The 26,511-nt window shown below is 59.6% G+C and carries 29 protein-coding genes and 3 pseudogenes; 21 read left to right on the top strand and 11 right to left on the bottom strand.

Features of this window, described 5'->3' with window-relative positions; all coding sequences use genetic code 11:
- Positions 1 to 335, bottom strand: a pseudogene (locus P7F60_RS29190) (MerR family transcriptional regulator); the annotation flags it as partial.
- Positions 336 to 705: 370 nt separating this feature from the next.
- Between P7F60_RS29190 and traI the strand changes: the two are divergent.
- The 13 genes from traI to P7F60_RS29125 all read left to right on the top strand — a co-directional run bounded on the left by traI (position 706) and on the right by P7F60_RS29125 (position 11,739).
- Complete coding sequence (gene traI, locus P7F60_RS29185) at positions 706 to 1,332, top strand: acyl-homoserine-lactone synthase TraI (RefSeq protein WP_277921052.1); 627 nt, start codon at positions 706 to 708, stop codon at positions 1,330 to 1,332.
- A gap of 2 nt (positions 1,333 to 1,334) precedes the next feature.
- Positions 1,335 to 2,306: a P-type conjugative transfer ATPase TrbB gene (gene trbB / locus P7F60_RS29180; RefSeq protein WP_277921051.1), complete on the top strand. Its 972-nt coding sequence runs from the start codon at positions 1,335 to 1,337 to the stop codon at positions 2,304 to 2,306.
- A 25-nt stretch (positions 2,307 to 2,331) separates the two neighbouring features.
- Positions 2,332 to 2,676, top strand: a complete 345-nt coding sequence (locus P7F60_RS29175; RefSeq protein WP_277921064.1) for a TrbC/VirB2 family protein — start codon at positions 2,332 to 2,334, stop codon at positions 2,674 to 2,676.
- A complete protein-coding gene (locus P7F60_RS29170; protein WP_064334281.1) occupies positions 2,673 to 2,957 on the top strand; it encodes a conjugal transfer protein TrbD in 285 nt (94 codons plus the stop codon). Before P7F60_RS29175 ends, P7F60_RS29170 begins: the two co-directional genes overlap by 4 nt.
- Before the next feature lie 10 nt (positions 2,958 to 2,967).
- Positions 2,968 to 5,424, top strand: a complete 2,457-nt coding sequence (locus tag P7F60_RS29165; RefSeq protein ID WP_277921050.1) for a conjugal transfer protein TrbE — start codon at positions 2,968 to 2,970, stop codon at positions 5,422 to 5,424.
- Between the two features lie 16 nt (positions 5,425 to 5,440).
- Positions 5,441 to 6,199, top strand: coding sequence for a P-type conjugative transfer protein TrbJ (gene trbJ / locus P7F60_RS29160; protein ID WP_277921063.1), 759 nt, complete (start codon positions 5,441 to 5,443; stop codon positions 6,197 to 6,199).
- The gene (trbK, locus tag P7F60_RS29155) at positions 6,193 to 6,369 is read left to right on the top strand and encodes an entry exclusion protein TrbK (protein WP_277921049.1); all 177 of its coding nucleotides are present in this window, start codon (positions 6,193 to 6,195) and stop codon (positions 6,367 to 6,369) included. Before trbJ ends, trbK begins: the two co-directional genes overlap by 7 nt.
- Before the next feature lie 4 nt (positions 6,370 to 6,373).
- On the top strand, positions 6,374 to 7,552 hold the full coding sequence (trbL, locus tag P7F60_RS29150) for a P-type conjugative transfer protein TrbL (protein ID WP_277921048.1): 1,179 nt from the start codon (positions 6,374 to 6,376) through the stop codon (positions 7,550 to 7,552).
- A gap of 21 nt (positions 7,553 to 7,573) precedes the next feature.
- Positions 7,574 to 8,236, top strand: a complete 663-nt coding sequence (locus tag P7F60_RS29145; protein ID WP_062428114.1) for a conjugal transfer protein TrbF — start codon at positions 7,574 to 7,576, stop codon at positions 8,234 to 8,236.
- 16 nt (positions 8,237 to 8,252) lie between these two features.
- Positions 8,253 to 9,065 carry a P-type conjugative transfer protein TrbG gene (gene trbG / locus P7F60_RS29140; protein WP_277921047.1) on the top strand — a complete coding sequence of 271 codons (813 nt, stop codon included), beginning with the start codon at positions 8,253 to 8,255 and terminating at the stop codon, positions 9,063 to 9,065.
- Between the two features lie 3 nt (positions 9,066 to 9,068).
- Positions 9,069 to 9,506 (top strand): conjugal transfer protein TrbH, encoded by a 438-nt coding sequence (gene trbH, locus P7F60_RS29135; RefSeq protein ID WP_277921046.1) that lies wholly within the window; start codon positions 9,069 to 9,071, stop codon positions 9,504 to 9,506.
- 14 nt (positions 9,507 to 9,520) lie between these two features.
- On the top strand, positions 9,521 to 10,819 hold the full coding sequence (gene trbI / locus P7F60_RS29130; RefSeq protein WP_277921045.1) for an IncP-type conjugal transfer protein TrbI: 1,299 nt from the start codon (positions 9,521 to 9,523) through the stop codon (positions 10,817 to 10,819).
- 218 nt (positions 10,820 to 11,037) lie between these two features.
- Entirely contained in the window at positions 11,038 to 11,739 is a 702-nt protein-coding gene (locus tag P7F60_RS29125) for an autoinducer binding domain-containing protein (protein ID WP_277921044.1), read from the top strand.
- A 1-nt stretch (position 11,740) separates the two neighbouring features.
- On the opposite strand, the gene P7F60_RS29120 is transcribed toward P7F60_RS29125, so the two are convergent.
- Positions 11,741 to 12,061 (bottom strand): transcriptional repressor TraM, encoded by a 321-nt coding sequence (locus P7F60_RS29120; protein WP_277921043.1) that lies wholly within the window; start codon positions 12,059 to 12,061, stop codon positions 11,741 to 11,743.
- Between the two features lie 139 nt (positions 12,062 to 12,200).
- On the opposite strand from P7F60_RS29120, the gene P7F60_RS29115 reads away from it, so the two are divergent.
- Together P7F60_RS29115 and P7F60_RS29110 are read left to right on the top strand one after the other, a co-directional pair.
- Complete coding sequence (locus tag P7F60_RS29115; protein ID WP_277921042.1) at positions 12,201 to 12,425, top strand: helix-turn-helix transcriptional regulator; 225 nt, start codon at positions 12,201 to 12,203, stop codon at positions 12,423 to 12,425.
- Between the two features lie 4 nt (positions 12,426 to 12,429).
- A pseudogene (locus P7F60_RS29110) lies at positions 12,430 to 12,729 on the top strand (DUF433 domain-containing protein); the annotation flags it as partial.
- A 16-nt stretch (positions 12,730 to 12,745) separates the two neighbouring features.
- Here the strand turns inward: P7F60_RS29110 and P7F60_RS29105 are convergent.
- The 5 genes from P7F60_RS29105 to traA all read right to left on the bottom strand — a co-directional run bounded on the left by P7F60_RS29105 (position 12,746) and on the right by traA (position 20,051).
- The gene (locus P7F60_RS29105) at positions 12,746 to 13,999 is read right to left on the bottom strand and encodes an ATP-binding protein (protein WP_277921041.1); all 1,254 of its coding nucleotides are present in this window, start codon (positions 13,997 to 13,999) and stop codon (positions 12,746 to 12,748) included.
- Between the two features lie 86 nt (positions 14,000 to 14,085).
- Positions 14,086 to 14,691: a TraH family protein gene (locus tag P7F60_RS29100; protein ID WP_277921040.1), complete on the bottom strand. Its 606-nt coding sequence runs from the start codon at positions 14,689 to 14,691 to the stop codon at positions 14,086 to 14,088.
- Positions 14,692 to 14,705: 14 nt separating this feature from the next.
- On the bottom strand, positions 14,706 to 15,866 hold the full coding sequence (locus tag P7F60_RS29095; RefSeq protein WP_277921039.1) for a conjugal transfer protein TraB: 1,161 nt from the start codon (positions 15,864 to 15,866) through the stop codon (positions 14,706 to 14,708).
- The gene (traF, locus tag P7F60_RS29090) at positions 15,856 to 16,386 is read right to left on the bottom strand and encodes a conjugative transfer signal peptidase TraF (RefSeq protein ID WP_277921038.1); all 531 of its coding nucleotides are present in this window, start codon (positions 16,384 to 16,386) and stop codon (positions 15,856 to 15,858) included. The genes P7F60_RS29095 and traF overlap by 11 nt, the downstream gene beginning before the upstream one ends.
- 32 nt (positions 16,387 to 16,418) lie before the next feature.
- A complete protein-coding gene (traA, locus tag P7F60_RS29085) occupies positions 16,419 to 20,051 on the bottom strand; it encodes a Ti-type conjugative transfer relaxase TraA (RefSeq protein ID WP_277921037.1) in 3,633 nt (1,210 codons plus the stop codon).
- A 265-nt stretch (positions 20,052 to 20,316) separates the two neighbouring features.
- Here traA and traC point away from each other — a divergent pair, with 265 nt between their 5' ends.
- The 3 genes from traC to traG are packed head-to-tail and all read left to right on the top strand — an operon-like array spanning position 20,317 to position 22,739.
- Positions 20,317 to 20,571 carry a conjugal transfer protein TraC gene (gene traC, locus P7F60_RS29080; RefSeq protein WP_277921036.1) on the top strand — a complete coding sequence of 85 codons (255 nt, stop codon included), beginning with the start codon at positions 20,317 to 20,319 and terminating at the stop codon, positions 20,569 to 20,571.
- A 4-nt stretch (positions 20,572 to 20,575) separates the two neighbouring features.
- A complete protein-coding gene (locus P7F60_RS29075) occupies positions 20,576 to 20,791 on the top strand; it encodes a type IV conjugative transfer system coupling protein TraD (RefSeq protein WP_277921035.1) in 216 nt (71 codons plus the stop codon).
- Positions 20,778 to 22,739, top strand: a complete 1,962-nt coding sequence (traG, locus tag P7F60_RS29070) for a Ti-type conjugative transfer system protein TraG (RefSeq protein WP_277921034.1) — start codon at positions 20,778 to 20,780, stop codon at positions 22,737 to 22,739. Before P7F60_RS29075 ends, traG begins: the two co-directional genes overlap by 14 nt.
- A 37-nt stretch (positions 22,740 to 22,776) precedes the next feature.
- Here the strand turns inward: traG and P7F60_RS29065 are convergent, their stop codons facing one another.
- Positions 22,777 to 23,451: a hypothetical protein gene (locus P7F60_RS29065; RefSeq protein WP_277921033.1), complete on the bottom strand. Its 675-nt coding sequence runs from the start codon at positions 23,449 to 23,451 to the stop codon at positions 22,777 to 22,779.
- A 219-nt stretch (positions 23,452 to 23,670) separates the two neighbouring features.
- Between P7F60_RS29065 and P7F60_RS29060 the strand changes: the two genes are divergently transcribed.
- The 3 genes from P7F60_RS29060 (at position 23,671) to P7F60_RS29050 (ending at position 25,174) form a co-directional block, all read left to right on the top strand.
- The gene (locus P7F60_RS29060; protein ID WP_277921032.1) at positions 23,671 to 24,105 is read left to right on the top strand and encodes a hypothetical protein; all 435 of its coding nucleotides are present in this window, start codon (positions 23,671 to 23,673) and stop codon (positions 24,103 to 24,105) included.
- Between the two features lie 67 nt (positions 24,106 to 24,172).
- Positions 24,173 to 24,613: a WGR domain-containing protein gene (locus P7F60_RS29055; protein WP_347276907.1), complete on the top strand. Its 441-nt coding sequence runs from the start codon at positions 24,173 to 24,175 to the stop codon at positions 24,611 to 24,613.
- Between the two features lie 27 nt (positions 24,614 to 24,640).
- A complete protein-coding gene (locus P7F60_RS29050) occupies positions 24,641 to 25,174 on the top strand; it encodes a thermonuclease family protein (RefSeq protein ID WP_347276906.1) in 534 nt (177 codons plus the stop codon).
- Positions 25,175 to 25,209: 35 nt separating this feature from the next.
- On the opposite strand, the gene P7F60_RS29045 is transcribed toward P7F60_RS29050, so the two are convergent.
- The 3 genes and pseudogenes from P7F60_RS29045 to P7F60_RS29035 form a co-directional block, all read right to left on the bottom strand.
- On the bottom strand, positions 25,210 to 25,383 hold the full coding sequence (locus P7F60_RS29045; protein WP_277921031.1) for a hypothetical protein: 174 nt from the start codon (positions 25,381 to 25,383) through the stop codon (positions 25,210 to 25,212).
- A gap of 264 nt (positions 25,384 to 25,647) precedes the next feature.
- A complete protein-coding gene (locus tag P7F60_RS29040; RefSeq protein WP_277921030.1) occupies positions 25,648 to 25,818 on the bottom strand; it encodes a hypothetical protein in 171 nt (56 codons plus the stop codon).
- A 320-nt stretch (positions 25,819 to 26,138) separates the two neighbouring features.
- Positions 26,139 to 26,300, bottom strand: a pseudogene (locus P7F60_RS29035) (DUF736 domain-containing protein); the annotation flags it as partial.
- Positions 26,301 to 26,511: the final 211 nt, after the last annotated feature.

The raw sequence follows: 26,511 nt of genomic DNA, 5'->3' as shown, positions 1-26,511 counted from the left end.
CGTCCGCTACGGCGAGGGGAATACCGGCGATCGCCCTTTCCGTTCTCATCGAGGTACTCGCGGAGAGCTTGGATCGTCTCGACTGAATAGGATCGGCGATTGTTGTTGCCGATTTCAGGCTGTGGACCTTTTCCTTCAAGCGACAAATGGCGGAGATAGCCGTCGTTGATGCCAATCAGCTTTGCGGCCTCGGTCGACGAAAACGAACGAAGCGTCTTTCGAGCCTCAGGTGGGTACAACTTCACGCGATGTTCGTGAAGCGCGCCCGACAGATCTCGCGCATGGGCGGCTATCAGTTTATGGATAGCCTTCTGAAGCTGAGCGGGATTCTCCACGACGTCCTCTCGTACACACGGTAATTTTCGTAAACACAGCGATTTGCCGTGGATAGGTCAACCGATTCCGTTCGGTTTTGCAAGATATTTAAAGTTAATCAATAGTTAACGCGGCCTTCTCCTGCCGCAGTTCGAAGCGAGAAAATCGACCGTTTCTGTTTATGAATCGGCAGGTTAGTGCTGAACAATGCTGAGTTGGGAACACGCCGCCACTAACACTTTTGTTAGTGCTTCGATGACTGTTCCATTTGCAAAAAGGCGGTCGAAGGAGCTGGTACGCAGAATCACTCGCTAACACTTTTGGCAGTAGATCGAACTCCTCAGCCCCGGCAAACCTCCTTGCGTCACCAACGCAAGGGAGATTTGCTCGATGCGCGTCGTCGCTATCAAGAACCCAAAAAGCGAAGTTGAGCGCCGCCTCATAAACGAGATGCACCGGCTCCGCGCCCGCATTTTCCGCGATCGCCTGGCATGGACAGTCCGTTGCACCTCCGGTCTCGAGATCGACGGTTTCGACAAGCTAAGCCCGACATACCTCCTTTGCATTGACCGTGCCGATGCTGTGATCGGATGCGCGCGGCTCCTGCCGGCAACCGGCGGCACGATGCTGGAGAAGGTATTTCCTCAACTCCTGGAGATGGACCATCTGGCTAGCCATCATCGGATGATCGAGAGCTCCCGATTTTGTGTAGATACGAACGCGGCTGCCGAACGGGAGCAAGCGGGCCTCCACTCAGCGACACTCGCCATGTTCGCCGGCATCGTCGAGTGGAGCATCCTGAATGGCTATCGGGAAATCGTAACCGCCACAGATGTCAGACTTGAGCGTATCCTTCGTCGCGCTGGCTGGCCTCTCACCCGCCTCGGCTCACCTGCCCAAATCAACGAGACGAAGAGCGTCGCCGGCCTGCTCCCGGCAGACTGGGTGAGCTTCGATCGCCTTCGCCCCAGCACCTATTCGTCAAGTTTCTCACTCCATCACAAGGAAGCGGCCTGATCATGCTCAGCACCCAAAACCGCTCACTCCCACGTCTCGTCAGCAAGCTGCAAAACGCATTGGGAGATCATTTGTGCGTCGCGCTCGAAGACCCGAGCGTCGTTGAGATCATGCTCAATCCGGATGGTCGTCTGTTCATCGAGCGACTCGGCCACGGCATGGCCGCAGCTGGAGAGATGACACGCTCGGCCGCCGAAACCGTGATCGGGAGCGTTGCCCATGTTCTGAACTCTGAGGTCGATGATGATCGACCGATCGTTTCGGGAGAGTTGCCGATCGGCGGGCACCGCTTCGAGGGGTTGCTCCCGCCGGTGGTCTCAGGACCATCGTTCACCATCCGTCGTCGCGCGTCGCGCCTCGTCCCTCTGGATGATTATGTGGCGAGCAAGGTGATGACCGCAAAGCATGCCGAGATCATCCGCAGCGCGATTGCCTCGAAGCTCAATATCCTCGTTGCCGGTGGCACGGGATCGGGCAAGACGACCCTCACCAACGCGATCCTCGCCGAGATTGTATCGAGCTCTCCTGATGACCGCCTCGTCATTCTGGAAGACACCGCCGAGATCCAGTGCGCCGCGGACAATGCCGTCAGCCTTCACACAAGTGATTCCGTAGACATGTCGCGTCTCCTGAAAAGCACGATGCGCCTTCGACCAGATCGAATCATCGTCGGGGAGGTCCGCGATGGTGCAGCGCTCACCATGCTCAAGGCATGGAACACCGGACACCCTGGCGGCGTAGCGACCATCCACTCGAACAGCGCGCGCTCCGCACTCCAGCGTCTTGAGCAGCTGACCGCCGAGGCCAGTCATCAGCCTATGCAGGCGGTCATCGGAGATGCGGTCGATCTGATTATCTCGATTGAACGAACCGCTAAGGGCCGGCGCATCAGCGAGATCCTTCATGTCACCCGCTTTGCAGGTGGCCAGTACCAAACGGAACCCTACGCAGAGGAAAGCCGTGATGCAGCATAAGAAACCACTCCTGACACTTGCCGTGATGGCCCTTTCTGTCGCCGCCGCCAGTTCGCCGGCTTTCGCCAGCTCTGGCGGAAGCCTCCCGTGGGAGGGACCGCTTGAGCAGATCCAGGAATCCATCACTGGTCCGGTCGCTGGCTATATCGCGCTCGCCGCTGTCGCCATCGCTGGCGGTATGCTGATCTTTGGCGGCGAGCTCAACGATTTCGCCCGCAGGCTGATGTATGTCGTCCTGGTCGCCGGCATTCTGCTCGGTGCGACGACGATCGTCGGCCTCTTTGGCGCCACCGGTGCAGCCATCGGCCTGTCAACGGATCAAGTCACGCAATTTGTTTCAGACGATGAAGCGGGGGAGGGGGCATCGTGAGCCTCCACCGCAATCGCATTCATCGCGCGCTGTCGCGTCCAAACCTCCTGATGGGCGCCGACCGCGAACTGGTGCTGATCACCGGGCTTGCCGCCGTGATCCTGATCTTCGTCGTGCTGACGATCTATTCGGCGCTCTTCGGTGTGGCTGTCTGGATCGTCATCGTTGGCCTGCTCCGCATGATGGCCAAGTCCGACCCGCTGATGCGGCAAGTCTATGCCCGTCACATTTCCTACAAGCCCCACTACCGGCCAACGGCCGCGCCGTGGCGAAGATACTAGAGGTGTCCTGATGGCTGCCCTCAAACGTTTCCGCTCGACCGGACCCTCGTTCGCCGATCTCGTTCCCTATGCTGGCCTGGTCGACAACGGCGTTCTGCTTCTGAAGGACGGCAGCCTGATGGCCGGCTGGTACTTCGCAGGTCCGGACTCCGAAAGCGCCACCGACCTCGAACGCAATGAACTGTCGCGGCAAATCAATGCGATCCTGTCGCGCCTTGGGACGGGGTGGATGATTCAGGTCGAGGCGATCCGGGTGCCGACGGTCGACTATCCCACGCCAGACCAGTGCCATTTTCTAGACCCTGTTACTCGTGCGATCGATGCCGAGCGCAGGACGCACTTCCGGCGCGAGCAGGGCCATTTCGAGAGCAAACATGCGGTCATTCTGACCTATCGACCGCTCGAGTCGAAGAAGACGGCGCTCAGCAAATACATCTACTCAGACGAGGAAAGCCGAAAGAAATCCTATGCGGACACGGTTCTGTTTGTGTTTCGCAACGCGATCCGGGAAATCGAACAGTATCTGGCCAATACACTTTCGATTGCCCGCATGCAGACGCGCGAAGTCCGCGAGAGGGGAGGGGAGCGGGTCGCACGCTATGACGATCTGCTGCAGTTCGTTCGCTTTTGCATCACCGGAGAAAGCCATCCTGTGCGCTTGCCTGATGTGCCGATGTACCTCGACTGGCTGGCAACGGCAGAGTTGGAACATGGTCTGACGCCAAAGGTCGAGAACCGGTTCCTCGCCGTGGTCGCTATCGATGGCCTGCCGGCGGAAAGCTGGCCCGGCATTCTGAACAATCTCGATCTGATGCCGCTGACCTACCGCTGGTCGTCGCGGTTCATCTTCCTCGATGCGGAAGAAGCGCGCCAGAAGCTCGAGCGCACGCGGAAGAAATGGCAGCAGAAGGTTCGCCCCTTCTTCGATCAGCTCTTCCAGACCCAAAGCCGATCGGTCGATCAGGATGCCATGACGATGGTCGCCGAAACCGAGGACGCTATCGCTCAGGCCTCGTCACAGCTTGTCGCCTACGGCTACTACACGCCGGTCGTCATCCTATTTGATGAGGACCGGGACGCCTTGCAGGAAAAGGCCGAGTCCATCCGCCGGCTGGTTCAGGCCGAGGGTTTCGGAGCACGCGTCGAGACCTTGAACGCAACCGATGCCTTCCTCGGCAGCCTGCCAGGAAACTGGTACGCCAACATCCGTGAGCCGCTGATCAATACAAGCAACCTAGCCGACCTTGTCCCGTTGAACTCAGTATGGTCGGGCAATCCAGTGGCGCCATGCCCGTTCTATCCGCCGAACTCACCGCCGCTGATGCAGGTTGCGTCGGGGTCGACACCCTTTCGCCTCAACCTGCATGTCGACGATGTCGGCCACACCCTGATCTTCGGACCGACGGGTTCCGGTAAATCGACGCTTCTCGCTCTGATCGCGGCGCAATTCCGCCGCTACGAGTTCGCGCAGATCTTTGCCTTCGACAAGGGCAACTCGCTCCTCGCCCTAACGCTCGCTGCCGGCGGCGATCACTACGAGATCGGCAACGACCAGAACGGGGAGGGAAGGGCGCTTGCGTTCTGCCCGCTGTTCGACCTCTCAACGGATGGAGATCGTGCCTGGGCAACCGAGTGGATCGAAATGCTCGTCGCCCTGCAGGGCGTCACCATCACACCCGACCATCGCAATGCGATCTCGCGCCAAATCGGGCTGATGGCGACAGCGCCCGGAAAGTCGCTATCGGATTTTGTCAGCGGCGTGCAGATGCGCGAGATCAAGGATGCGCTCCATCACTACACCGTCGATGGCCCGATGGGTCAGCTTCTCGACGCGGAAGAGGACGGCCTGACGCTCCGGGCGTTTCAGTGCTTCGAGATCGAGCAGCTCATGAACATGGGCGAGCGAAATCTTGTGCCGGTCCTCACTTATCTCTTCCACCGGATCGAGAAGCGGCTCGACGGCTCCCCTAGCCTGATCCTCCTCGACGAGGCGTGGCTGATGCTCGGACATCCCGTGTTCCGCGACAAGATTCGGGAGTGGCTGAAGGTTCTCCGCAAGGCCAATTGCGCCGTTGTTCTGGCGACCCAATCGATCTCCGACGCCGAACGCTCCGGCATTATCGACGTGCTGAAAGAATCCTGCCCGACCAAGATCTGCTTGCCGAATGGCGCTGCACGCGAGCCGGGCACGCGCGAGTTTTATGAGCGGATCGGGTTCAACGAACGCCAGATCGAGATCGTCTCGAGTGCCATCCCAAAGCGCGAATATTACGTCGCCACGCCAGACGGACGGCGGCTCTTCGATATGTCGCTCGGGCCGGTGGCACTGAGCTTTGTCGGAGCATCCGGGAAGGAAGACCTGAAGCGCATCCGCGCGCTGAAGGCGGAACATGGCCAGCACTGGCCCACCCTTTGGCTTGAATCGAGAGGAGTTCACGATGCCACGTCGCACCTCAACGTCCAGTAGCTGGATCGTCGCAACTATGTCTGCGGCAATGGCGCTGTACCCCGTAGCGTCCGCCCATGCGGGGTCTGCAACGGGCGCTGCCACCGAATGGACGCAGCTCGCCAACAATGCGCAGCTCATCGACCTTCTCAAAAGCTCCGGCCTGCAGGTCGATAACCAGCTCACGCAGATCACCCAGTTGGCCGAGCAGATTCAAAACCAGCTGAAGATCTACGAGAACATGCTGCAGAACACGGCGCAGCTCCCTGATCATATCTGGGGTCAGGTCGAGAGCGATCTCAACCGACTGCGCAGCATTGTCGACCAGGGACAAAGCATCTCGTTTTCGATGGGGAATGCAGATGACGTCCTTCAGCAGCGGTTTAAGAGCTATGCGGATCTGAAAACCAATCTGCCAAATGCCGAATCCTTCTCGAGCACCTACCAATCCTGGTCGGACACGAACCGGGACACGATCGGCAGCACGCTGAAGGCTGCGAGCCTGACAGCGGATCAGTTCGACACGGAAGAGGGCACGATGAGTTCGCTGCGATCGATGTCGGAGTCGGCCGACGGCCAGATGAAGGCCCTCCAGGTCGGACATCAGATTGCCGCCCAGCAGGTTTCCCAGATGCAGAAGCTGCGCGGCCTGGTTTCCCAGCAGATGACGATGATGGGCACGTGGCTCCAGACCGAGCAAACGGACAAGGACCTCGCCCAGGCGCGCCGTGAGGAATTCTTCAAATCAACTGCCCCTTCAACATCCGGCGGCGAGAAAATGAAGGTGGAATGGTGAGAACAAAGTTGATCCTGGCCATCATCGCCGTAGTCATCTCCTTCAGTGCAACAAGCTTGTGGTTCCTGATCTCCGAGAGACAGGAAGCGCAAAAGCGGCACGAAAAATTCTTCGGGTCGACAAAGGAGTATCCGACGTCGGGCGGAGAGAAGATGAAGATCGAGTGGTAATCGCATGATCTCTGAGCTCAAAAAGATCAGGGGCATTGCGGTGCTCGTCGCATTCATCGTCGTGTCGTTCCAGCCCGCGATTGCGCAGGAAGGGTCGGTCCTGACAGCCCTCCAGAACGAAATCACCACTGCCGCCAAGGGTTGGGAGACCACCGTCATGGATGCGGCAAGATCCCTGTTCTGGATTCTCGCAGGGATCGAAATCGGTATTGCCGCGGTCTGGCTGGCGCTTCAGGCCGCGTCGCTCGACAGCTGGTTTGCCGAACTCGTCCGGCGGATCATGTTCGTTGGCTTCTTCGCCTTCGTTCTCGCGCAAGGACCGACTTTCGCGAAGGCGGTAGTCGATAGCCTGTTTCAGATCGGCGCTGGTGGAGGCACGGCTTCGCCAGCGGATGTGTTCAATGCTGGACTGGCTGTTGCGACCAAGATGTCAGAGAAGGTGCAGTTCGGGCTATTCGAGGACAATACGCTCGCGATTTCGGCCGCGTTTGCGATGGTCGTCACCGTGATCGCATTCTCGCTGGTCGCTGCGATTTTCGTGTCGGTGATGGTCGAGATGTATCTCGGCCTGCTGGCGGGAATGATCATGCTCGGACTCGGAGGCTCGTCCTTCACCAAGGACTTCGCCATCCGCTATCTCATCTATGCGTTCTCGGTCGGCATGAAATTGATGGCCCTGGTCATGATTTCGCGGATCGGGTCCGAGGTCTTGATTGGCCTCGCGAACCGCCCTGACGTCGGGGACCAGTTTCAAACCGCATTGGCGATCGCCGGGATTGCGGTCGTGGTCTTCATTATCGCCATGTATGTCCCGAACATCATTCAAGGCGTTGTTCAAGGGGCCTCGGTCACGGGCGGGATGGAGACGATCCGTCATGGTGGACAGGCCGCGTCCTTCGCGCTTGGAGCAGTATCGCTTGCGGCCGGCGCTGTCGGAGCCGGCGCCGCGGCGGCTCAGTCAGCACGCGCGGCCGGATCCTCTTTTGCGGGCGCAGCTCTCCGCGGCATGGGAGCGGGGATAGGGTCCGCCGGAAAGGCTGCCGGCTCGGCCGCGAAGGAAAAGGCAATCGGTTCGCCCGGGGCCTATGCCGGCTCGATCATGGGGCTGGCCAACGCCAAGCTCGACCAGAGCCGAACCGGACAAAGCGGCCCTAAGACGCCACCCGAAAGAAACGGCAAATAAGCATCAGAAAGGCGACAAGCGATGGCAGCAAACCGGCCGCCCGACAGCCCTTACCTTGCCGCGCGGCAGGAATGGACGGAACGATATGGATCCTATGTCCAGGCAGCGCGCGCATGGCGGATCGTCGGCATTCTCGGACTTTCGATGGCCGTGATCGGCTTCACCTATGCCATGTATCTCAGCACGCAGGTCAAGCTCGTGCCCTACATCGTTGAGGTGGACAAACTCGGCACGTCAGTGACAGCGGGCTTCCCCCAGCAGATCGAGTATGCTGATGCCCGCGTCGTTCGCGCGACACTCGGCAACTTCATCACGAGCCTAAAGTCGATCACTCCCGACGCGGTGGTGCAGAAGCAATATATTGATCGGACCTATGCGCTGCTCAGGACGTCCGATCCCTCGACCCAGAAAATCAATGCCTGGTTTCGGGGCAACTCACCGTTCGAAAAGGCGAAGACATCGACCGTCGCCATCGAGGTCAACAACATCGTCGCACTCTCCAACCAGACCTACCAGATCGACTGGACCGAATACGAACGCGACCGCAAGGGCAAGGAAACCGGCACGCGCCGGTTTCGCGGCATTGCCACGGTCGCGCTGACCGCGCCACAGGACGAGGCGATCATCCGCCTCAACCCGATCGGTCTTTATGTCCAGGATTTCGACTGGACCGCACAGCTTTAAGGGCAGGGGAATTCACATGCACAGAACAGGATTGATCGCGGCCGTCGGCTGCATGGCCGGGCTTGTCCTTACGGACTGCGCAGTGGCGCAGAGCATGACGTCGAACGAGGTGAAGGGCACCAATATCTCGCGGAAGTGGCGAGGGACTCCAGGTCTGGTGACAACCGGGCCAGACGGGAAGGTCATCTTTCTGTTCGGGGAGACCCAACCCTCGGTCATCTGCTCACCGCTTCAGGTCTGCGACATCGAGCTGCAGGGCGGCGAGATCATCCGCGATGTGCTTGTCGGTGACACCGTCCGCTGGAAAGTCGAACCTGCGACGTCGGGAGCAACCGGCGGGCAGGCGATCCACCTGATCGTCAAGCCGTCCGAGGCCGGCCTCGTCACATCTATGGTCGTCACGACCTCTCGGCGGACCTATCATATCCAGCTCAAATCCCATCCCACCCAGTACATGGCCCGGATCGGTTTCGAGTATCCGGAGGATGTATCGACCAAACTGGCTGATATCAATGCCCGGCTTGAGACTGGCGGCATTCCGGGAACTGCGCCGGATAAGCTGAACTTCTCCTATTCGGTCAGTGGCGGCGCCTCGTGGCGGCCGAAGCGCGTCTATTCCGACGGTGCCAAGACATACATCCAGTTTCCCCGGTCCATCTCCGGCCAGGACGCTCCGGTGCTGTTCGTCGTCAGCGGTGGCCAGAACCGCATCGTCAACTATCGCATGAAGAACGACATGATGATCGTTGATTACGCCGTCGATAAGGCCGTGCTCGTCTCCGGGGTTGGCTGGCGGCAGCAGAAAATCACAATCCGGCGGGGAGGCTGACGAATGAGAACGACCGTCTCCGCCATCATCTTCACGGCCCTCCTTTCCGGTTGCCAGACTGCGGATGAAACGCTGACCACGAGCGCCTCACCGATTGCCGTCACTGGCGCCACCGCAAATGCGATCGCCGGCGACATGGCGAGCCGCCTTGCCGAACAGGTCGGTCCGGCTGGCACCACGATCCTAAAAATGGACAAGGACACTTCCGAGTATTCCGCCGCACTCGAGGCAGCGCTGAAGGGATGGGGATACACCGTCATCGCCGACGGCAAGGCCGGTAAGGATCAAAAACCCGTCGAGATCGCGTGGTCGGTCGACAGCTTCGATGGACAGGTCCTGGCGCGTGTCAGCACGCCGGCCATCGCGCTCGGCCGGGCCTACACGGCGACGTCGGTCGGCGCGACGCCCGCCAGTCCACTTTCGATCATGCAGCGCAACTGAGAGGAGAGGAGACCATGGTTCAATCGCTCCAGCTCGGCACGACGGGCAATGCTGACGATCAACAGAGCATGCGGCGCCTCAATCGCCTCCCGATCATCGTCGCGATCGTCATCATCGTTTTGTTCTTCGGCGTCGTGATCGTCGGCCTGTCGTGGCGCGGTCTGTCCTTCAATCGAGGAAACGAACTCGACAGCACCTCCGCGTCACCGGCGACCACCTTTGGCGATCAACTGAAACGAGGCGTGTCGGACGGGATCATAGGCGAGCCGGAGCAACGCGAAGTGTTTCAGCCGACACCAGTCGTTGTGGAGCGCGAGCCGGTCAGAGAAGCCGACGCGGAGCCGCAGAAGGAGGTCCGGACGGAGCGGCGATCGCAACTCGAACCCGAGGCCAAATGGAAGGCGCGGCTGAAGCGGGAGCAGGATGAACAAATTCTCCGCGAAGCACAGCGTCAGAGGATGGCGAGCCTTCAGGCACGGGCGACGGCGCTCGATTCACCGCTCAAGGTCGATGTTTCCGACGTGCAGAAGAGTGCCTCCGAAACCAAGACCGATGCCCGCCAACCGCTCGATGCCACCGCGAACGGTGCATCCGACCTCTACAGCGCTGCGATGAAGTCCGGTTTGCTCGGACAGAATGTCGATCAGAACGGTCAGACTTCAAAGGAGGACTTTTTCAACCAGGATATCAAGGATCTTGGCTATCTGCCGAACCAGGTTGTCCCGCAGCTCTCGCCCTACGAGTTGAAGCGTGGATCGGTGATTCCGGCCACAATGATCACCGGCTTGAATTCGGATCTTCCAGGCAGGATTTCTGCGCAGGTCAGCCATAATGTCTATGACAGCGCCACCGGCCACCGGCTGCTCATCCCGCAGGGGGCAAAGCTGTTCGGTCGCTATGATTCCAAGGTGTCGTTCGGGCAGGAGCGCGTGCTGGTCGTCTGGACCGACATAATCTTTCCCAACGGCTCGACACTTCAGATCGGCGGCATGTCCGGTACGGATGCCGAGGGGTATGGCGGCTTTAAGGACAAGGTTGATCGGCATCTCTGGCGCACATTCGGCTCTGCGGCGCTTGTTGCCATCATCGGCACGGGGATCGACATGTCGATGCCAGAGAGTTCGACGCTGGCCACGCAGGATACGGCCTCCGATGCAGCGCGGCGGAATTTCGCCGAATCGTTCGGCCGTGTGGCGGAGCAAACGATCTCAAAAAATCTCAATGTTCAGCCGACCATCAGGATCCGGCCGGGCTACAAATTCAATGTGCTCGTCGACCAGGATATTATTTTCCCGAATTCATATCGGCAATAGAATAGACTTTGGCGCAAAATGGTCATCGCCTATGTAATTGAATCGCGATGACATAATACAATCTTGCGTGGCTAAAATCTTTCTCTTAGTCAAGTTTAGGCGGGCGCGATCATGCGCTTCGCCTCCGTTTCGGAGCGACCGAGCCCTCGACAAAGGGTACTGCCACTTATGACTGCAACCTTGTTGCGTTCATACCCTCACGCAAAGGAGGCCATGAATTGAACCAATGGTTTGAGCGTTTGACCGAACAGGTCGCCTTGGCGCATGACGAAGCCACGGTGAAGGCGACCCTGGAAAAGTTAAGCCGGGAAGCGGGATTTGGCGCCTATGCCTATCTCAATCTTCAGGCGGAGACGCAGACGGCGATCTCAAACTATGACGTCGAGTGGCAGCAGCGGTATTTCGAGAAGTCCTACGCGTTGATCGATCCCGTCGTGCGAAACGCGCGCGATCAGTTGGAAGCGTTCGCCTGGTCCAACGAAGCATCCCTCAGGATGAGCAAGGAGCGTAGGAACTTTTACGGAGAGGCCGGTGAGTTCGGGATACGCTCTGGTATCACAATTCCGATCAAGACGGGATTTGGCCGGATGGCAATGCTCACGCTTGCTTCGGAAGAGGCCGATTTCGCGATGGGGCAATCTTTGAACCGGGTGCTTGCCGCTTCCGCGGTCGCGCAATTGCATTCGAGGCTCGAAGGTCTTGGCGCCAAGCCGACGCATCACACCCCAATCCGCATGAAATCTGATGAACTGACCTGCCTGCGCTGGTCTGCGGAAGGCAAGTCCATGAAGGCCATCGCCATTATCGAGAACACAACATACGCCAATGTCGCATTCTTCCTCCGCAACGCCAAATCGGCGCTGGGCGCGACAAGCTTGCCCCAGGCGACCGCAATGGCCAAGGAGTTCGGCCTGATCTAGGTCAGTGCCCCTTAGATTTCGGCATATCGGGAATATAGCCCAGAATGTCGAGAAGCGTTGACACCACCGTCTGCTGCGCGTGGACGGCGATCATGGCAGCGATATAGTCTTGGCTAGCCTCCCGAGCCGATTCCGGCTCAGACGCACCGTCGAGCTTTGCCTCAAGCATCACGGCGTCGTCGCGCAGGCGACGGTGCTTTTCGATCTCGCGCACGACGTGGCGCTCGATCTCTTCGGGCGGCTGATCACTCATCAATCCGATAAGTGGGCGCAATATGAGTTTGGTATCAGACACAGGCCCGTCTGCACTTGCTTTGAACATTATCGGTCCAATTACCGTCCATGTACCACTGATGTAAACCTTCTTCGAACCGAGGTATCCGCGGAGGCAAATCGGTTTAAATCTCAGTTACATACTATAGTTGATAAACTTAAAGTATGTAAACGTTGATCTTCCGCGCATGGATATGCGCAAGCTGGTCGGCCGGAATTTTGCCCGCCTCCGTCGGGAAAAAGGCCTGACACAGGAGGATGTGGAAGCGCGCTCCGGCTTCAGCCAACAGTATCTAAGCGGACTCGAAAGAGGGAAGCGAAACCCCTCCATCGTCACACTCTATGAGATCGCCCAAGCGCTTGGTGTGAGCCACGTCGAACTCGTCACCCCCGACAAAGATTCTGGAGATTAAATTGTCCCTTCGTGAGGCCGAAAACGCTATCGAATGTGTGAGGGGTGTCAGCGGCGGCGAACCCGTCTTCAAGAAAACCCGCGTTCCAGTTAGAATGGTTGCAGCCATGAGAACCCAAGGCGCGACCGCCGAGGAAATCGTTGCAGGTTATCCGTCGCTCACGGTCCGCATGGTGGAGTTGGCAGAGATCTGGACGACGGAACACCCGGTAAGCGGCCGACCACCCAAACTTTCAGACCTTGGTGCTACGGTGAACAACGCAAAGCGTTTCTCGCTACCGTTGCCACCAAGCAAAACCTCTTAAGACCGGTAAGTCCACTTCACATCGACCACAGGATTGAGAGGGGCGCAGCCTGGAGGCGTTCGGCAAACGGCGTGATACGGTCATGATCATGCAAAACGAGGCCACGCACGAGACGGTCACCGACCGCTGCCTGCAACTGACGTAACCCGCGAAAATCATCGGATTTGACGGTCGCAGACGCCTTCACTTCAATACCGATGATTCGCCCGCGCCGATCCTCAATCACGACATCGACCTCATCAAGATCCTTCGTTCTGTAATGCGAAAACGATACGCGTCTCTCGGACCAGGATGCCAGCTTCATCAGTTCGGAGACGACGAAACTCTCTAGCAGGGCGCCAAATCGGGTCTTATCGTCGGATAGTCTGGCCAGTTCGTCTTCGCGCAAAGCCGCCAGAAGTCCTGTATCGATGAAATGAAGCTTTGGAGTTTTGACAAGCCGACTGAGCCGGTTGTTCGACCATGGCACTAGAGTTTTGACAAGGAATAGCCGCTCTAGAATTGCTATGTATTTCTGAGCGGTGACGCCGGACAATCCCAGCGCCGAACCGAAGCTGCTATTGTTGATCAATTGGCCGGCATGTTCCGCAAGGATGTTCAGGAGGCGCGGCAAACGATCGAGCTGATCGATGTTTGCAACGTCGCGCACGTCACGATCTAGGATAAGAGTGACATAGTCTTCGAGCCACGAGACGCGCCGGGCCAACGTGGTTCGCCTTAAGGCTTCAGGATAGCCTCCAGCCAGAACCATGCTCATCAATTCCTTGCCCAGAACAACCTCACCCTCTACGGCCGGTTCGTCCCCCGCAAACAGCCTGTCGAGCATGAGGCCCGGACTTGATCGGATTTCGGCCTGCGCAAAAGGAAGAAGCGGAATGACCGCCATTCGGCCGGCCAAGGAGTCGGCAATTGCCGGAATGGTCGCGAGATTTGCGGAGCCCGTGAGCAGAAATCGTCCGGGCTCCTGATCGTCGTCTACGCTTGCCTTGATGGCCAGCATCAGATCTGGAGCGCGTTGCACTTCGTCGATAACCGCGCGCTTGATCCCGCGGATAAACCCGGTCGGGTCGGCCTTCGCGGCGTTCAAAGTACCCGCATCATCCAATGTGATGTATGGTCGATCCTTGTCCGAGAACATGCGCGCGAGCGTCGTCTTCCCTGCCTGCCGCGGTCCGGATATCAAAACGACACGGGTGTCGGCCAGAGCTGCCTCCACCAGAGGCAGCACTTTACGATCGACGAGGGGCTTCAAATTCGAATGATCAGTCATACGGCCATTCTTAACTCAATGACCGTCCAATTTAAAGTGATATGCCGTCCATTTTTAATCTAACAAACGTCCGATCTTGAAGAACATCACTTCTGGCCCCCGATCCGCGTCAGATCAATCCGGATGCCGGCGTCGTCGGGCTTGATCGGCGTTTCCTCCGGCATTTCAGTGGGTGCATCATCCTCGGCATTGTCAACAGTCTCTGCCTCCACCTCTGAACGCTGCACGACCGCGCCGCCGGGATCCTCCGCCCGGAATACGCTCTCGCCCTCGAACTTTCCGGTCTGCCAGGCGTGGACCGCGTCGTCAAAGAGCTGCGGGAACACCTCTTCACTTGTCGGGTTTCCATACCACTTCGCAACGATGCGGAGGATCTTGGCGAACATCGCTGTGCCCGTCCGCAGATTGGCGCAGGGCTCGACCAGATCGACCTTCAGTTCAGAAGCATCCCTCAGGCCAATGCCCGCCGGGATCTGAGTGAGGCCAACCCGCACGATAGAGCCACCGATGTTCTCGCGCACAATCTCGATCGCCTCTTCGGGCGTTTTCGGTTTTGGAACGAGGATCAGACGCCCGCCGGACTTTACGGTGATAGCAAGCGGATCGTCCGAGCCGACCGCCTGGACGAACTGCTCGACGATAGCCGGCTTCAACGATGGGTCGGCACATTCCTTAATCAACGCAGCATCCATGCGAGCTCCATGTTTCAGATGTTGAACGAGATGGCGAGAGGCAGGTTGAACAGGCGGGCCCAGGCCTCACTGCTGGCCCGCTGAATGTCGATGATCGATGTCCCTGCAGTCCACCAGCCGTTTCCGACTGCGACGATGGCGTCGGGCCGATGGAAGGCCGATTGCAAGATCGGCCAGACGAGAAGCTGCTCGTAGCAGATCAGCGGCGCCACACGCTGGTTGCCGACATCAATGATGGGATTGGCGAAGAAATGCGCCCGGGCGCCGCCGTGATCGCCGATCCAGGCTCGCCACGGCTGCCACATCGACCCGGGCACCGGCATCCGCTCGCGATAGAGAACCTGGCTACCATCAGCCGACAACTTCATGAGCACATTGTCGTAACCTTGGCTGTCGATCACTGCCGCGCCCGCGATGACACTGATGTCCGCATCGGTGAGAGCGCGCTGCCAGAACCGGCCGACCGTCGGCGTCCAGAAGCCGAGCGCGCTTTCCGGCAACACGACCGTCGTGCCCGATGGGCGTGCGCGAGCAATCTCGATCAGCTCCTGTTGCCGCTTGAGGCCAGCTTCGCGTCCGAGCGATGCGCCCAATTCAAGATCGACACCGGTCCACGACGCAGGTAGGATCGGCTCCGTCCACTCAGCGGCGGACCAGAGCCAGAAGCCTGTCATGGCTATGGCAGCAGCCGGCCGATATCGCGTTGTCATGACGACCAGGCCGGCTGCCATCGCACCCAGACCCCACCATCCCCAGCCGGGTAACAGAACGCCTGCGGCGGTGATCGGATGCGCCCATCCCAGAACGCCGAAAGGCGGGACCGCCATTGCGACGCAGGCAGCCAGATAGCGGAGTGGCATTTGCCATCCCTTACGATCCGACCAGAGTATCGTATGAACGGCCACGAAGGCGGAGGACGCGACCAGCCAGAGCAAGAGACCCGGCCAGAAATCCGAAGAATAGAAGTTGGCCACGCCCTGAGGTAGTCCACGCGATGCGGCGAGAAAGTAGGCCCCGGAGATCGCCGTTGCCTGCAGGCGCGTCCGCGCCAGAGACCAGAGCATGGGGAAGGTGGCTGCGACGGGCAAGAGAAGCACATGCCCGCTCCAGCCGATCCACCCGGCGCTCATCGATAGTGCAACGAGGACACTCGTTCGGAGAAGCTCACGGTGCATAGGTCCAGACCTTTCGTGCCAGTCCGAGGATGCCATCCATCGGCAGAGGACCGAAGTACCGGCTATCGAAAGACCCCGTAAACTCGGAATGCAGAAAGACCGTGTCGACCGGAACGACACCACCATCGTAGTGCACCATCTCACGCCTCTGGCCGTCCGTCCGTGCAACGCGCGAGTGGGGGAGTGGCCGACCATCGATGCGGACATCGTCATGGATCTCGATCACCTGTCCGGATGTCGCCACGACCGTCTTGATCAGCGGCGCCACGCGGCCGGCGCAGAGGCCGAAGCGCAGATATCCACGCGCACGCGCATCGCGCATCGCGTCTGTGTTCGGTGGGCAAATGAAGACCAGATCGCCGACCAGGATCGGACGATCGGGTTTGACGATCCGCCACAGGCCCAAGGGCTCGCTTGGTGTGAGATTGACCCTAAAACCCTGACCTCCGAGGAACACAATGAGGCCAAGCGTGAACAGGCTGACGCTGCTGATCCGATAGAACCAGACGAGCCGCGTCATGCACCTGAGCACTTTATGTCGATGGCGCATCTTCATTTGAGGGTGAGCCCCTGCGATCTCGTCTGACGCAGTGTCTCAGCCTGTTTGAGTGCCGTCACACTGCGCTCGTGTGCCGACAATTGCTGCACCGTCCGCATCACATTCCAAGCCTGTTGCACCTCGCTATTCTGGGCAGCGTTCATGCCTGACGTGACGCGCTGGAAAGCCTCGCCGTTGGTGTCCTTCGCTGCGAGGGGCAGGAAGGTTCTTTCCCCGAATCGTTCGGTGACCGCCTTGGCGAAACCTTCCAGTTCAGCCTTCACCATTTTGTCGGCGAGCGCATATTCGAGACCTGATGGCAGGTCGTTGCGGTCGATTGCATCGCGAACTTTTTCGAGAACGGTCTTCGCGTTGGCCGAGAGGGCAGGAATGTCGATCGATAGCTTGGCTCGGACACCGCGCTCTTCGGCATCATGCTTGTGTTCGGCTTCGGACCGAGCCTTCAAATATTGCTCGAGGTTGCGGGCAAGGGCGGGCGCGTTGACAATCGCTGTCTCACGATCCTGCTTTTCGGTCTTCCCGGCAAACATACCGGTCTTGCCCTTGAGCGCACCAAAGCTCTCAGGTTCGTTCGCAACCTTGAACAAGGTCGTCGCAGCCACCGACTTTTCGGCCAGCATCGCATCGACATTGACTGCCTTGAATGCCGATTGTGGGTCCGCATAGACGAGATGGAAACGGGTCGAGACGTCGTCCCATTGTTTCTTCAGGCCGGGATCGGCGGAGACCCTGTCCTCGACTGCCTGATCGAGTGATTTGGGGAACGTGGTGATGCCTGCCACCATGGGCTTCTTCTCCTCATGCTTTGCAGAGTTGATGGGAGTTTGGGTGTGCGCCGTCTTGCGAACATTGTGCTCTTCGGTGGTGCCTGACCGCAGTCCGAGCCGCGTTCCAACGGCAGCCAGCCGGGCAACGAGATCGGTCAATCTCGCTTTTTGACGAAGCGCCCACTGCAGTCGATCGCGCACGAGAGTGCGGCCGACATTCATGAGATGCAGGCCGCGAGCGTCGGCAAATTTCAGCGCCGCGCGGTAGGAGGAAGCGTCCTGATAATCGAGCGTAGTTTCCTTGGCCCCATCGCGAGACAGGCGCTCATGCACCCGCACCATCGCCAGTTCCGAGACGGGAACGACCTTCCAGGAATTGCGATCTGCCTCGGTGCCATCAGGCAGCGTAACGCGTTCGGATCCGATATGCTTGAGACCGATGCGATCTCCGATCTCGGCTTTCGATTCATCCATCGCTCGGGCAAGATCGACGCCCCAGACCGTGCGCTCTTGGCCATCGGCAAAGCCGAGCGTCACAAAGTAGCTGTCGCGATTGCCTGACTTGTGCTCGTAGGGCGCTTTGCCGTGTTCGATCAGCACGCCGCCGCGCCGGTTGGCAAACTCTTCAAGCCCAACATAAAGCTCGGCCGTCTCGCGGTGGCGCGTCATTGCGACATAAGACAAGTGCCGGTCCAGGGTACTTGAAGCGAGCACCTTTACTCGGTCGACGGTGGCGCCCTGGCTCTTGTGAACCGTTGTGGCATACCCGTGATCCACATTGGCATAGAAGCGTTGTTCGACGACGACCTGACGCCGGTCATCGCCACTACCGATCTCAGCGGTGATGCGGCCTGGCTGCGCTTCGACGACACGCGCCAGCATGCCATTCTTGACGCCGAGCGATCCTTCATTCTTCAGAAAGACGATCTGGTCTCCCGCCGCGAACTGACGCAATCCATCTTCCGTATTGAACGCATGACCGCCTTCGACGAGGCCGCGCTCGACGAGCTTGCCGCGTGCCAGATCGTTCAGCATCCTGACGTCGATGCGGCGATGGGCAAGGATCAGGGACGACTTGGCTGGATCGTAGTCGCGATCCCAATCGGCGATCAAGGTTTCGATCGCCTCGTCCCTGGTCCAGCCGGTTCGAACCATGCCTTGGCTCTCATAGGCGGACAGCGCGGCCGAGACGTTTCCTCGAGCAAGATCGAGCGAGGCATCGCGCATCCATTGCTCGCGCTGGCGATAGATCGTCTCAAGTTCCGCATACCCGATCCGCTCGGAAATCGCGCGGAAGGCTGCACCCGCTTCGATCGGCTGGAGCTGATCCGGATCGCCAACGAGAACCAGTTTCGCGCCTGATAGCGTGGCCGCTTCGACGAAGCGAGCCATCTGACGCGAGGAGACCATTCCGGCCTCGTCGAGGACCATGACGGTCTTCTCATCGAGATGATCGCGGTCCTGATCCCACCTCAGCTCCCAGGCCGACAGGGTCCGTGACGTGATGCCCGCTTCCTTCTCCAAACCCTCTGCGGCCTTGCCGGCGAGCGCGGCACCCACCACGCGGTATCCGGCTGCTTCCCATGCCTCGCGTGCGGCCTTCATCATCGTGGTCTTGCCGGCGCCGGCGCGCCCGACAACGGCGGCGATCCGGTTCTTTCCGGAGATGTGCTCTATGGCTGATTTCTGCTCGTCCGAAAGTCGGTCATGACGCTTGAAGGTCTGGGCAATGACCTGGCCGACGACATGATGCGAATCCTGCCGACCGAGCCAAAGCGCCCTATTCGCCATCTCCGCTTCGACGCGGATTAGATCTCGCGTCGTGTATTTCGCGGGCGTCCGGGCACCCGACGCAAACGAAAGCCGATCGCTGTCGAGCCGCAGCGCATCGGGATGCTGAAGAACCCGCGCCATAAGGTCCTGGAAGAGGCCGGCGTCATCGATATAGCGATGCAGGACCTTGGCAACATCTTGGCTGTCGAAGACGCTCTTTTCTCGCGTGATCAGATCGAGGACGATTTCGGGATTCCTCTGAATGCGCCGGGCGTTTTCGGCGCGGCGCTCTTCCTGCAGCTCCAGCCGCTCGAGCGAGACCTCCTGTTCTCGATCTCCCGCTGAGCGGGCTTCCGCTTTCCGCTCGATCGCCTTCGTGCCGACGCCGAGATGGATGGTCGGTGTCAGGTCGATCCCCTGCTTCTCGAAGGATCGGCCATCCACGCGAATATCCAGTCCAGCAAGCGCAAGATGCTGGTTCTGGCAGGCAAACCAGCCATCACGAAACGCATTGAAATCGTCGGCGCTGCCGGCCCAGAGTTCATATACGATCTTGCCGGCATCGTTGCGCAGCGGCTTGCCGTCCGGTCCAGCCACCGCAACCTTCTTCGAGCCGAACCCCTCCACCGTAAGAGGGCGCAATGTCAACATCAGATGCACATGCGGATTGCCCGGTGCATCGTGATAGACCCAGTCGGCGACCATACCGTTGGCCGTGATATGCCGCTCAACGAACTCCCTGACCAGGGCGATGTTCTGTTCGGCTGAAAGCTCCAGAGGCAGAGCGATGGTGACGTCTTTGGCCAACTGCGCATCGGAGCGTTTCTCGAATGCCTCCACCGCGTTCCAGAAGGCCTCCGAAGCGCCTGACACCGAGCGATCCGCAATCATTGTGCGCAGCCATTCCGGCGCATCCTCGGGGATCGTGAACTCTTCATGCAGAAGACCCTGCTTGCGGGTGTAGTCGATCGTTCGGGCTTCCCGTTCGAACTCCATTTTTGCGCAGTGGCGATAGGCCGCCGACAGCACGGCGCTGCGGCCGGAGCCGCGGGCAACGATGCTGACGGAAAAATGCGGGACGGGCACGGCGAACAGAGCTCCTGAAATCCAACGAATTCAATGTGTTCGAGAGAGGTTACGGCCACGCCGGGGAAACCCCAGCAACACGTCGCGCCAGCGACGTATAATTGCGCCCTTGGATCCGCTTCTTCGAAACGGCGGGATCATGCTCAAAGGCGTTGGCTGCGCCAACTCGCATTTCTGTTAGTAGATCGGCGCTTCGATCTGTCGGAATCTGGCCTTGTTGCACGATGCAACATCCAGTGTTCCATCAAAAGAGGATCGACCGGGAATGAAGAAGTCATCGCTCCAACTTCGCGCAGACATTGCAAAGCTACAGGATCAATTGCGCCAAGCCGAAACCCGCGAGGCCGAGCGGATCGGGCGTATCGCACTCAAAGCCGGACTTGGGGAAGTCGAGATCGAGGAAACCGATTTGCTGACCGCGTTCGAAGCCGTCGCCAAACGGTTTCGCGGCGGCAAGGGTGGGGCGACTGGGGAAACGAACGGCGCTGGCCCGACTGCGGGCCGCACTGGCGAGGCATGAGCGAATGGCGAGATCGACGACATCGGATGCCAGGAAGAAGGACGCCCGCGAGAAAATCGAGCTGGGTGGCCTGATCGTCAAGGCAGGTCTGCGCTACGAGAAACGGGCGCTTTTGCTCGGCGCCCTTGTCGATCTCAGCCGTCGCATCAAGGTCGAAGCGGGAGAGCGGGAGAGGCTTATGGCCATCGGGGCGGAGGCGTTCGGCGATGACGGCGAATAAGATCATTCTGTTCGTTGTCCCCACTGCGCTGATGATCGCAGTCGTCATCGGCCTATCAGGATTTGAGCATGCGCTCGCGTCCTTGGGGAAAACCGACAAGGCGCGGCTGATGCTGGGGCGCGTTGCCATTGCCGCGCCCTATGTATTGTCGGCTGGGACCGGCATCATCTTTCTCTTTGCCAGCGCCGGCGCGCGCAGCATCCGGCTTGCGGGATGGGGTGTCGTCGCGGGGGGCATGGTCACGATCGCGATAGCGTGCGGAAGAGAAGCCGTTCGGCTTTCGGCGCTGACGACCGAGGTCCCCGTGGGACAATCGGTCTTCTCCTACCTCGATCCAGTGACGATGATTGGCGCGGCCACAGCGCTCGTGGCGACCTGCTTTGCGCTGCGTGTCGCAATCTCCGGTAATGCTGCTTTTGCAACAGCCGAGCCGAAGCGCATCCGAGGCAAGCGGGCGATGCACGGGGAGGCGGATTGGATGAAGATTACGGAGGCCGCAAAGCTCTTCAGCGAGAATGGTGGCATCGTGGTCGGCGAAGCCTACCGCGTCGATCGCGACACGTCGGCCGCCCTGTCGTTTCGCGCCGATCAGCCGGATAGCTGGGGCAGGGGCGGCAAGTCACCGCTTCTTTGCTTCGACGGATCCTTCGGCTCGTCGCATGGGATCGTCTTTGCCGGCTCCGGCGGTTTCAAGACGACGTCAGTGACGGTGCCGACGGCGCTCAAATGGGGCGGCACACTCATCGTCCTCGACCCATCGAATGAGGTGGCGCCGATGGTGATGAAGCACCGCCGCAGGGCAGGGCGCGACGTCCATGTGCTCGACCCGAAGCGACCGGAAATAGGTGTCAATGTGCTCGACTGGATCGGCAAGCATGGCGGGACGAAGGAAGAGGATATTGCGTCGGTCGCATCCTGGATCATGAGCGAAAGCGGCCGCGCGAGCGGCGTGCGCGATGACTTCTTCCGCGCCTCGGGACTTCAGCTGCTGACGGCGATGATTGCCGATGTCTGCCTGTCCGGCCATACGGATGCGAAGCACCAGACCTTGCGACAGGTGAGGGCGAACCTGTCTGAACCGGAACCGAAGCTGCGCCAGCGGCTGCAAGACATTTACGACAATTCCGGATCGGACTTCGTGAAGGAAAACGTCGCTGCCTTCGTCAACATGACGCCCGAAACCTTCTCCGGTGTTTACGCCAACGCGATCAAGGAGACCCATTGGCTGTCCTATCCCAACTATGCGGGCCTGGTGTCGGGGTCGAGCTTCTCGACCGATGACATTGCGTCGGGAAAGACGGATGTCTTCATCAACATCGACCTGAAGACGCTGGAGACGCATGCAGGTCTCGCCAGGGTCATCATTGGCTCGTTCCTTAATGCGATCTACAATCGCGACGGGGCGATGAAGGGCAGGGCGCTCTTTCTCCTCGATGAGGTGGCACGGCTCGGCTATATGCGGATCCTGGAGACGGCGCGGGACGCCGGCCGCAAATACGGCCTCACGCTGGCGATGATCTATCAGTCGATCGGTCAGTTGCGTGAAACCTACGGCGGGCGAGACGCGTCGAGCAAATGGTTCGAAAGCGCCAGCTGGATCTCGTTCGCCGCCATCAACGATCCAGAAACCGCCGACTACATCTCGCGTCGATGTGGCACGACCACGGTTGAGATCGACCAAGTGAGCCGCAGTTTCCAAGCGCGTGGAACCTCGCGCACTCGATCGAAGCAGTTGGCGTCGAGGCCGTTGATCCAGCCGCACGAGGTACTGCGGATGCGGGCCGACGAGCAGATCGTCTTTACGGCCGGCAACGCGCCGCTGCGATGCGGTCGCGCAATATGGTTTCGGCGCGATGACATGAAGGCTATCGTTGCGGCGAACCGGTTTCACCTCGCAGCCGATCGCTCCGGAGCGCGCCATTCAGTGCCGTCAGAAAGCCGCGAGTGATCTGGACGGATTTGGCGTGGCCGCAGCAGCGTGAACATCACGTTCGTTTCTTTTTCTTTCCAGCAGAAAGGCTCGAGCCAGAGGGGATCGCTGGCATCGGCGTTACCGTGCCGGTCGTCGGCCAGACCGGATCGGCATGAAGAGATGCGCACCGGAACGTATCAATCTTCCATTTGAGCAGATCACGGGCGCAAACTTCGTACATCGATTGCTTTTTCTTGTCGCCCCAAAGCCACGGTTTGGCATGTACGTCCGCTTTTCCTTCGCCATGCTTCTCGCCGAACAGCGGCTGCAGGGCATTGGGGGCCCATGTCGGCCGCTGCCATCTCGTGTCCCACGCGAGGAGTGCATCCGAGCGCGTTCTGGGATCGGTCAGGTAGTGATAGTGCCAGCCAACGCCGGGATGTTTCTCGCGCTTCACGTAGTCGTTCCAGCCGGGAATTTTCGCAAGGAAGGCGAGGACAAGCTTGGGTACCCGTCCGACGATAGGGAAAATTCGCACTGGCTGGAGATAGCCACGGTGAATTCTTCTTGCGGGAGCACGCTGCTCAACCCAGCCGAGGGTCCAGGATCCCGCGTATTGGCTTGCATCGAAGGTCTTGTCCGGTTGCCAGTTCTCCTCCTGTAGAGCGCGTTCGATTTCATCGACAAGACGCGTGGCATGCTCGCGAACAGGACCGATCGTCGGCGCCTCTTCCGGTAATCCAGCCATTCTCCGTCTTCCAGCACAACCGCATCCTCGCGCTGCTCGCGATAGGACGACGGCACGAGCTGCAGCATTTCAAAAGCCAGAATTTTCGCCTTCACAATATCCCCTCACGCACGTCCACGTCGCGACCTCGATTTTCATTTCCGCCCCGATTGACGCAATCAAAAAATCTGTAAATTTCCTAACGCAGTTCAGAAAATGCGACCATTGCAGGCGAGCGCCATGACCAATCCCTATACAGCTGCCGAAGACTTCGTCCGCGACTTCCGCGCGACCGAATATGCGCTGAAGCGCTCGGGTTTCCTGCGAAAGGATCGCGAGACGGCCGAGGCGGACTGGGATCTATTCGCTCAGTCCCTTGGAAAGCCCTTTTTCGAACACATCATCGGCAAGCAGATAGCCACAACGCTCATTGGAAATCCGCCGCGTCGCCATTTGGCGGACATGACGTGGTCGCCAGAACAGCCCGCCCCACTCACCAACGTTGCGCAACTCATAATCAACGGCGTGTGCAGGGTGCGTAACAGCTACATCCACGGAGAGAAGTTTACCGGCGGCCCGGAAGGTCAATGGGATCGCGATCTCGATTTGGTCAAAGAGGCGCATGCAGTTCTCATCGAGGCGATGCGATTTCCACGACCCGCCGCGAAATCCTAGAAAATAGGTCGGCAGTAAAATTGGCTTTCGGCCATACTGGCGGTGTTGCGGGAGGATCGTGACCCGAATGGGCGAAGACCTCCGGGCTTCGTTCGCCTTGGGGAATAGAGCCGTACGCCGCAGGCTGACCGCCCGGAGTGTTTTGATCTCGAACTTCACGAAAATGAATCGGTCGACCGCAATCGATTCATATCTCTCGTTGGACGAAATTTGGCTGACAGACGATCATGCCATCATGCTCACCCAGCCCTACCAGCTCTATGTCGAACGCACGGACGCCGCCCGAAACATGGCCCGTTTCTACGAAATGATGATCGAGCCAAATCTGTTCGGAGAGATCTGCCTGACCCGACGATGGGGAAGGATCGGCGCCCGCGGCCAGACCATGGTCCAGCAATTCGCCATGGAAAGGGATGCCGTCGTTGTCTTTCTGGATCTTCTTCGACAAAAGCGAAGCCGGGGCTATCGGACAGCTCTGCCCTGCGCCAGCGGTAGCAGCCGCCATTGACCCCTGGCATGGCACGTCTTCGCCGACATGAGACCGAACATCGACAGGAATCTGCCTTTGACCTATCAGCATACCACGACCACGTTTTCGCGGATGTCACGGAAGAGTTCCTCCCGCGCAGCCGGTCTCGCAATCGTCGGTCTAATCGGTACTTTCCTGCCCCCGATCGCCGGTACCACGAGTGCCCTCGCTGCCTCGACTTTATCAAAGATCAGGTTCGAGAAATGCTCGGGCGGTCATCGGGTGACCTGTGTTGTCGACGGCGATACCCTCTGGATCGATGGCACGAAAATCCGCGTCGCTGATATCAACGCGCCGGAGATCAGCGAACGGAAATGCGCTTCGGAACTTGCACTCGGAAATAGGGCGAGGGACCGCCTGATCGAGCTGCTCAACAGGGGTCCATTCGAGCTCAAGGCATGGCCGGGGCGCGATCAGGATCGATACGGACGCAAGCTGCGCGTTCTCGTCCGGAACGGGCGGAGCCTGGGCGATATGCTGGTTTCGGCGGGGCTAGCCCGAACCTGGACCGGCCGGCGCGAATCATGGTGCGGGCGGTGATTGAATCCGGCCCGCCGGAGCGGGCCGGGACGGCGTTATCGCCGTCGGTTCCAGTCGGTCTCGAAGTTGACCTCGATCTCGACGAAGAACGGGATCTTGATCGCGATCTTCATCCCGAGTTTACCCTTGCGGAAGAGGTGGCAGACCACCTTGGCGAGGGTGCGAAGCCGGCGGCCGGTTGCTTTGAGGAATTTGGCGAGCTGTTGCATATAGTTTCTCCTGTCGATTGCGTTTCGTCGCGGGGATGAAATGCGGATCGGGAAGGAGTGCTGCACCGGTCACGGCCGCAGCGTAGCGGAGGACCTGAGGGCGGCCGAATTTTGCTGCGCGAGGAGCTGAAGGCGGGGAAAATTCTGCCGGCATCAGGTTGCGGCGCGACGCACGATCCGCATCATTCCCAATGTCGATGAAATGGGATCGACAGGAGAATTGCGGCAGCTCGACTTCGCAGACGACGGACGATGGAAACCGCCTTAGAAAGGCGGTTCGCTTTCTGCAAGGCCGTCCAGCTCGGCGTCCGCGACAATCAGCTCTGCCTGAGCGATTTCGAGCTCGGCCTGGATCTGACGGCGCTCCGCACTGTTTTCAGCGTTGCGCAGTTCAGCCCGCAGTTCTTCGATCTGGATTGCGAGTTCATAGGTCATCTTCGTCTCCTGACGCTTGTGAAAGATGACCGGCGGGTCCGAGAGGTGATGGCGGGGTCAAGGATCGCGCAAGCGACCGGCAGAGCCGGGGAGTGGGGGAGCCGATTTGCGGAACCTGCTCGATAGGGCGGGTGGAGCAAATTGGGGGCACCGCTCATGCTTGAGGCCGGCATTGCCGCTTGGAACCATCACGCGTTCTGAGCAGCTTCCCACCTCTCCGTATGGCACCAAAAAAGCCGGGCCTGGCTCGATGCCAGACCCGGCTTTGATCTCTCGGCAGGAGAGGAGGCCCCGCCGGTGGCGGAGCCTCGTGGTACCGATCAGTCCCGGTTCGGGCGGGACCAGATGAGCTGCAGTTCCTTCTCGCCTTCGACCTCGGCGAGCGTTGCGTAGATCGGAGCCGGGAAGCTCGGATCGTCAAGCTTGACCGAGAGGTAGTCGCGGCCCTGCTCGGAGGTCTTCTGCCAGGCGGCGCCGAGCTCGGTCTTTTGCGGTGCACCGCAAAACGTTGATTATGCTGAGACGGTGATTATGCAGAGTGCTGGTCGCTGAAGGCCGGATTTGCCGGCGATTTCGGCGGTTTCTGCTCCGCATAATCCCGGTGGAATTGAAGGTAGCGCCCCGCTGTGTGCGGAGCGCCTTGGTGGTGGTTAGCGGGACCAGATGAGCTTGTGCTCGCCCTTGTCGCCCTGG

The organism is Rhizobium sp. YJ-22 (assembly GCF_029601685.1).
Taxonomy (GTDB): domain Bacteria; phylum Pseudomonadota; class Alphaproteobacteria; order Rhizobiales; family Rhizobiaceae; genus Metarhizobium.
Note: the sequence above shows the minus strand (reverse complement) of the source record. Positions and strands in the feature narration are given on the sequence as shown.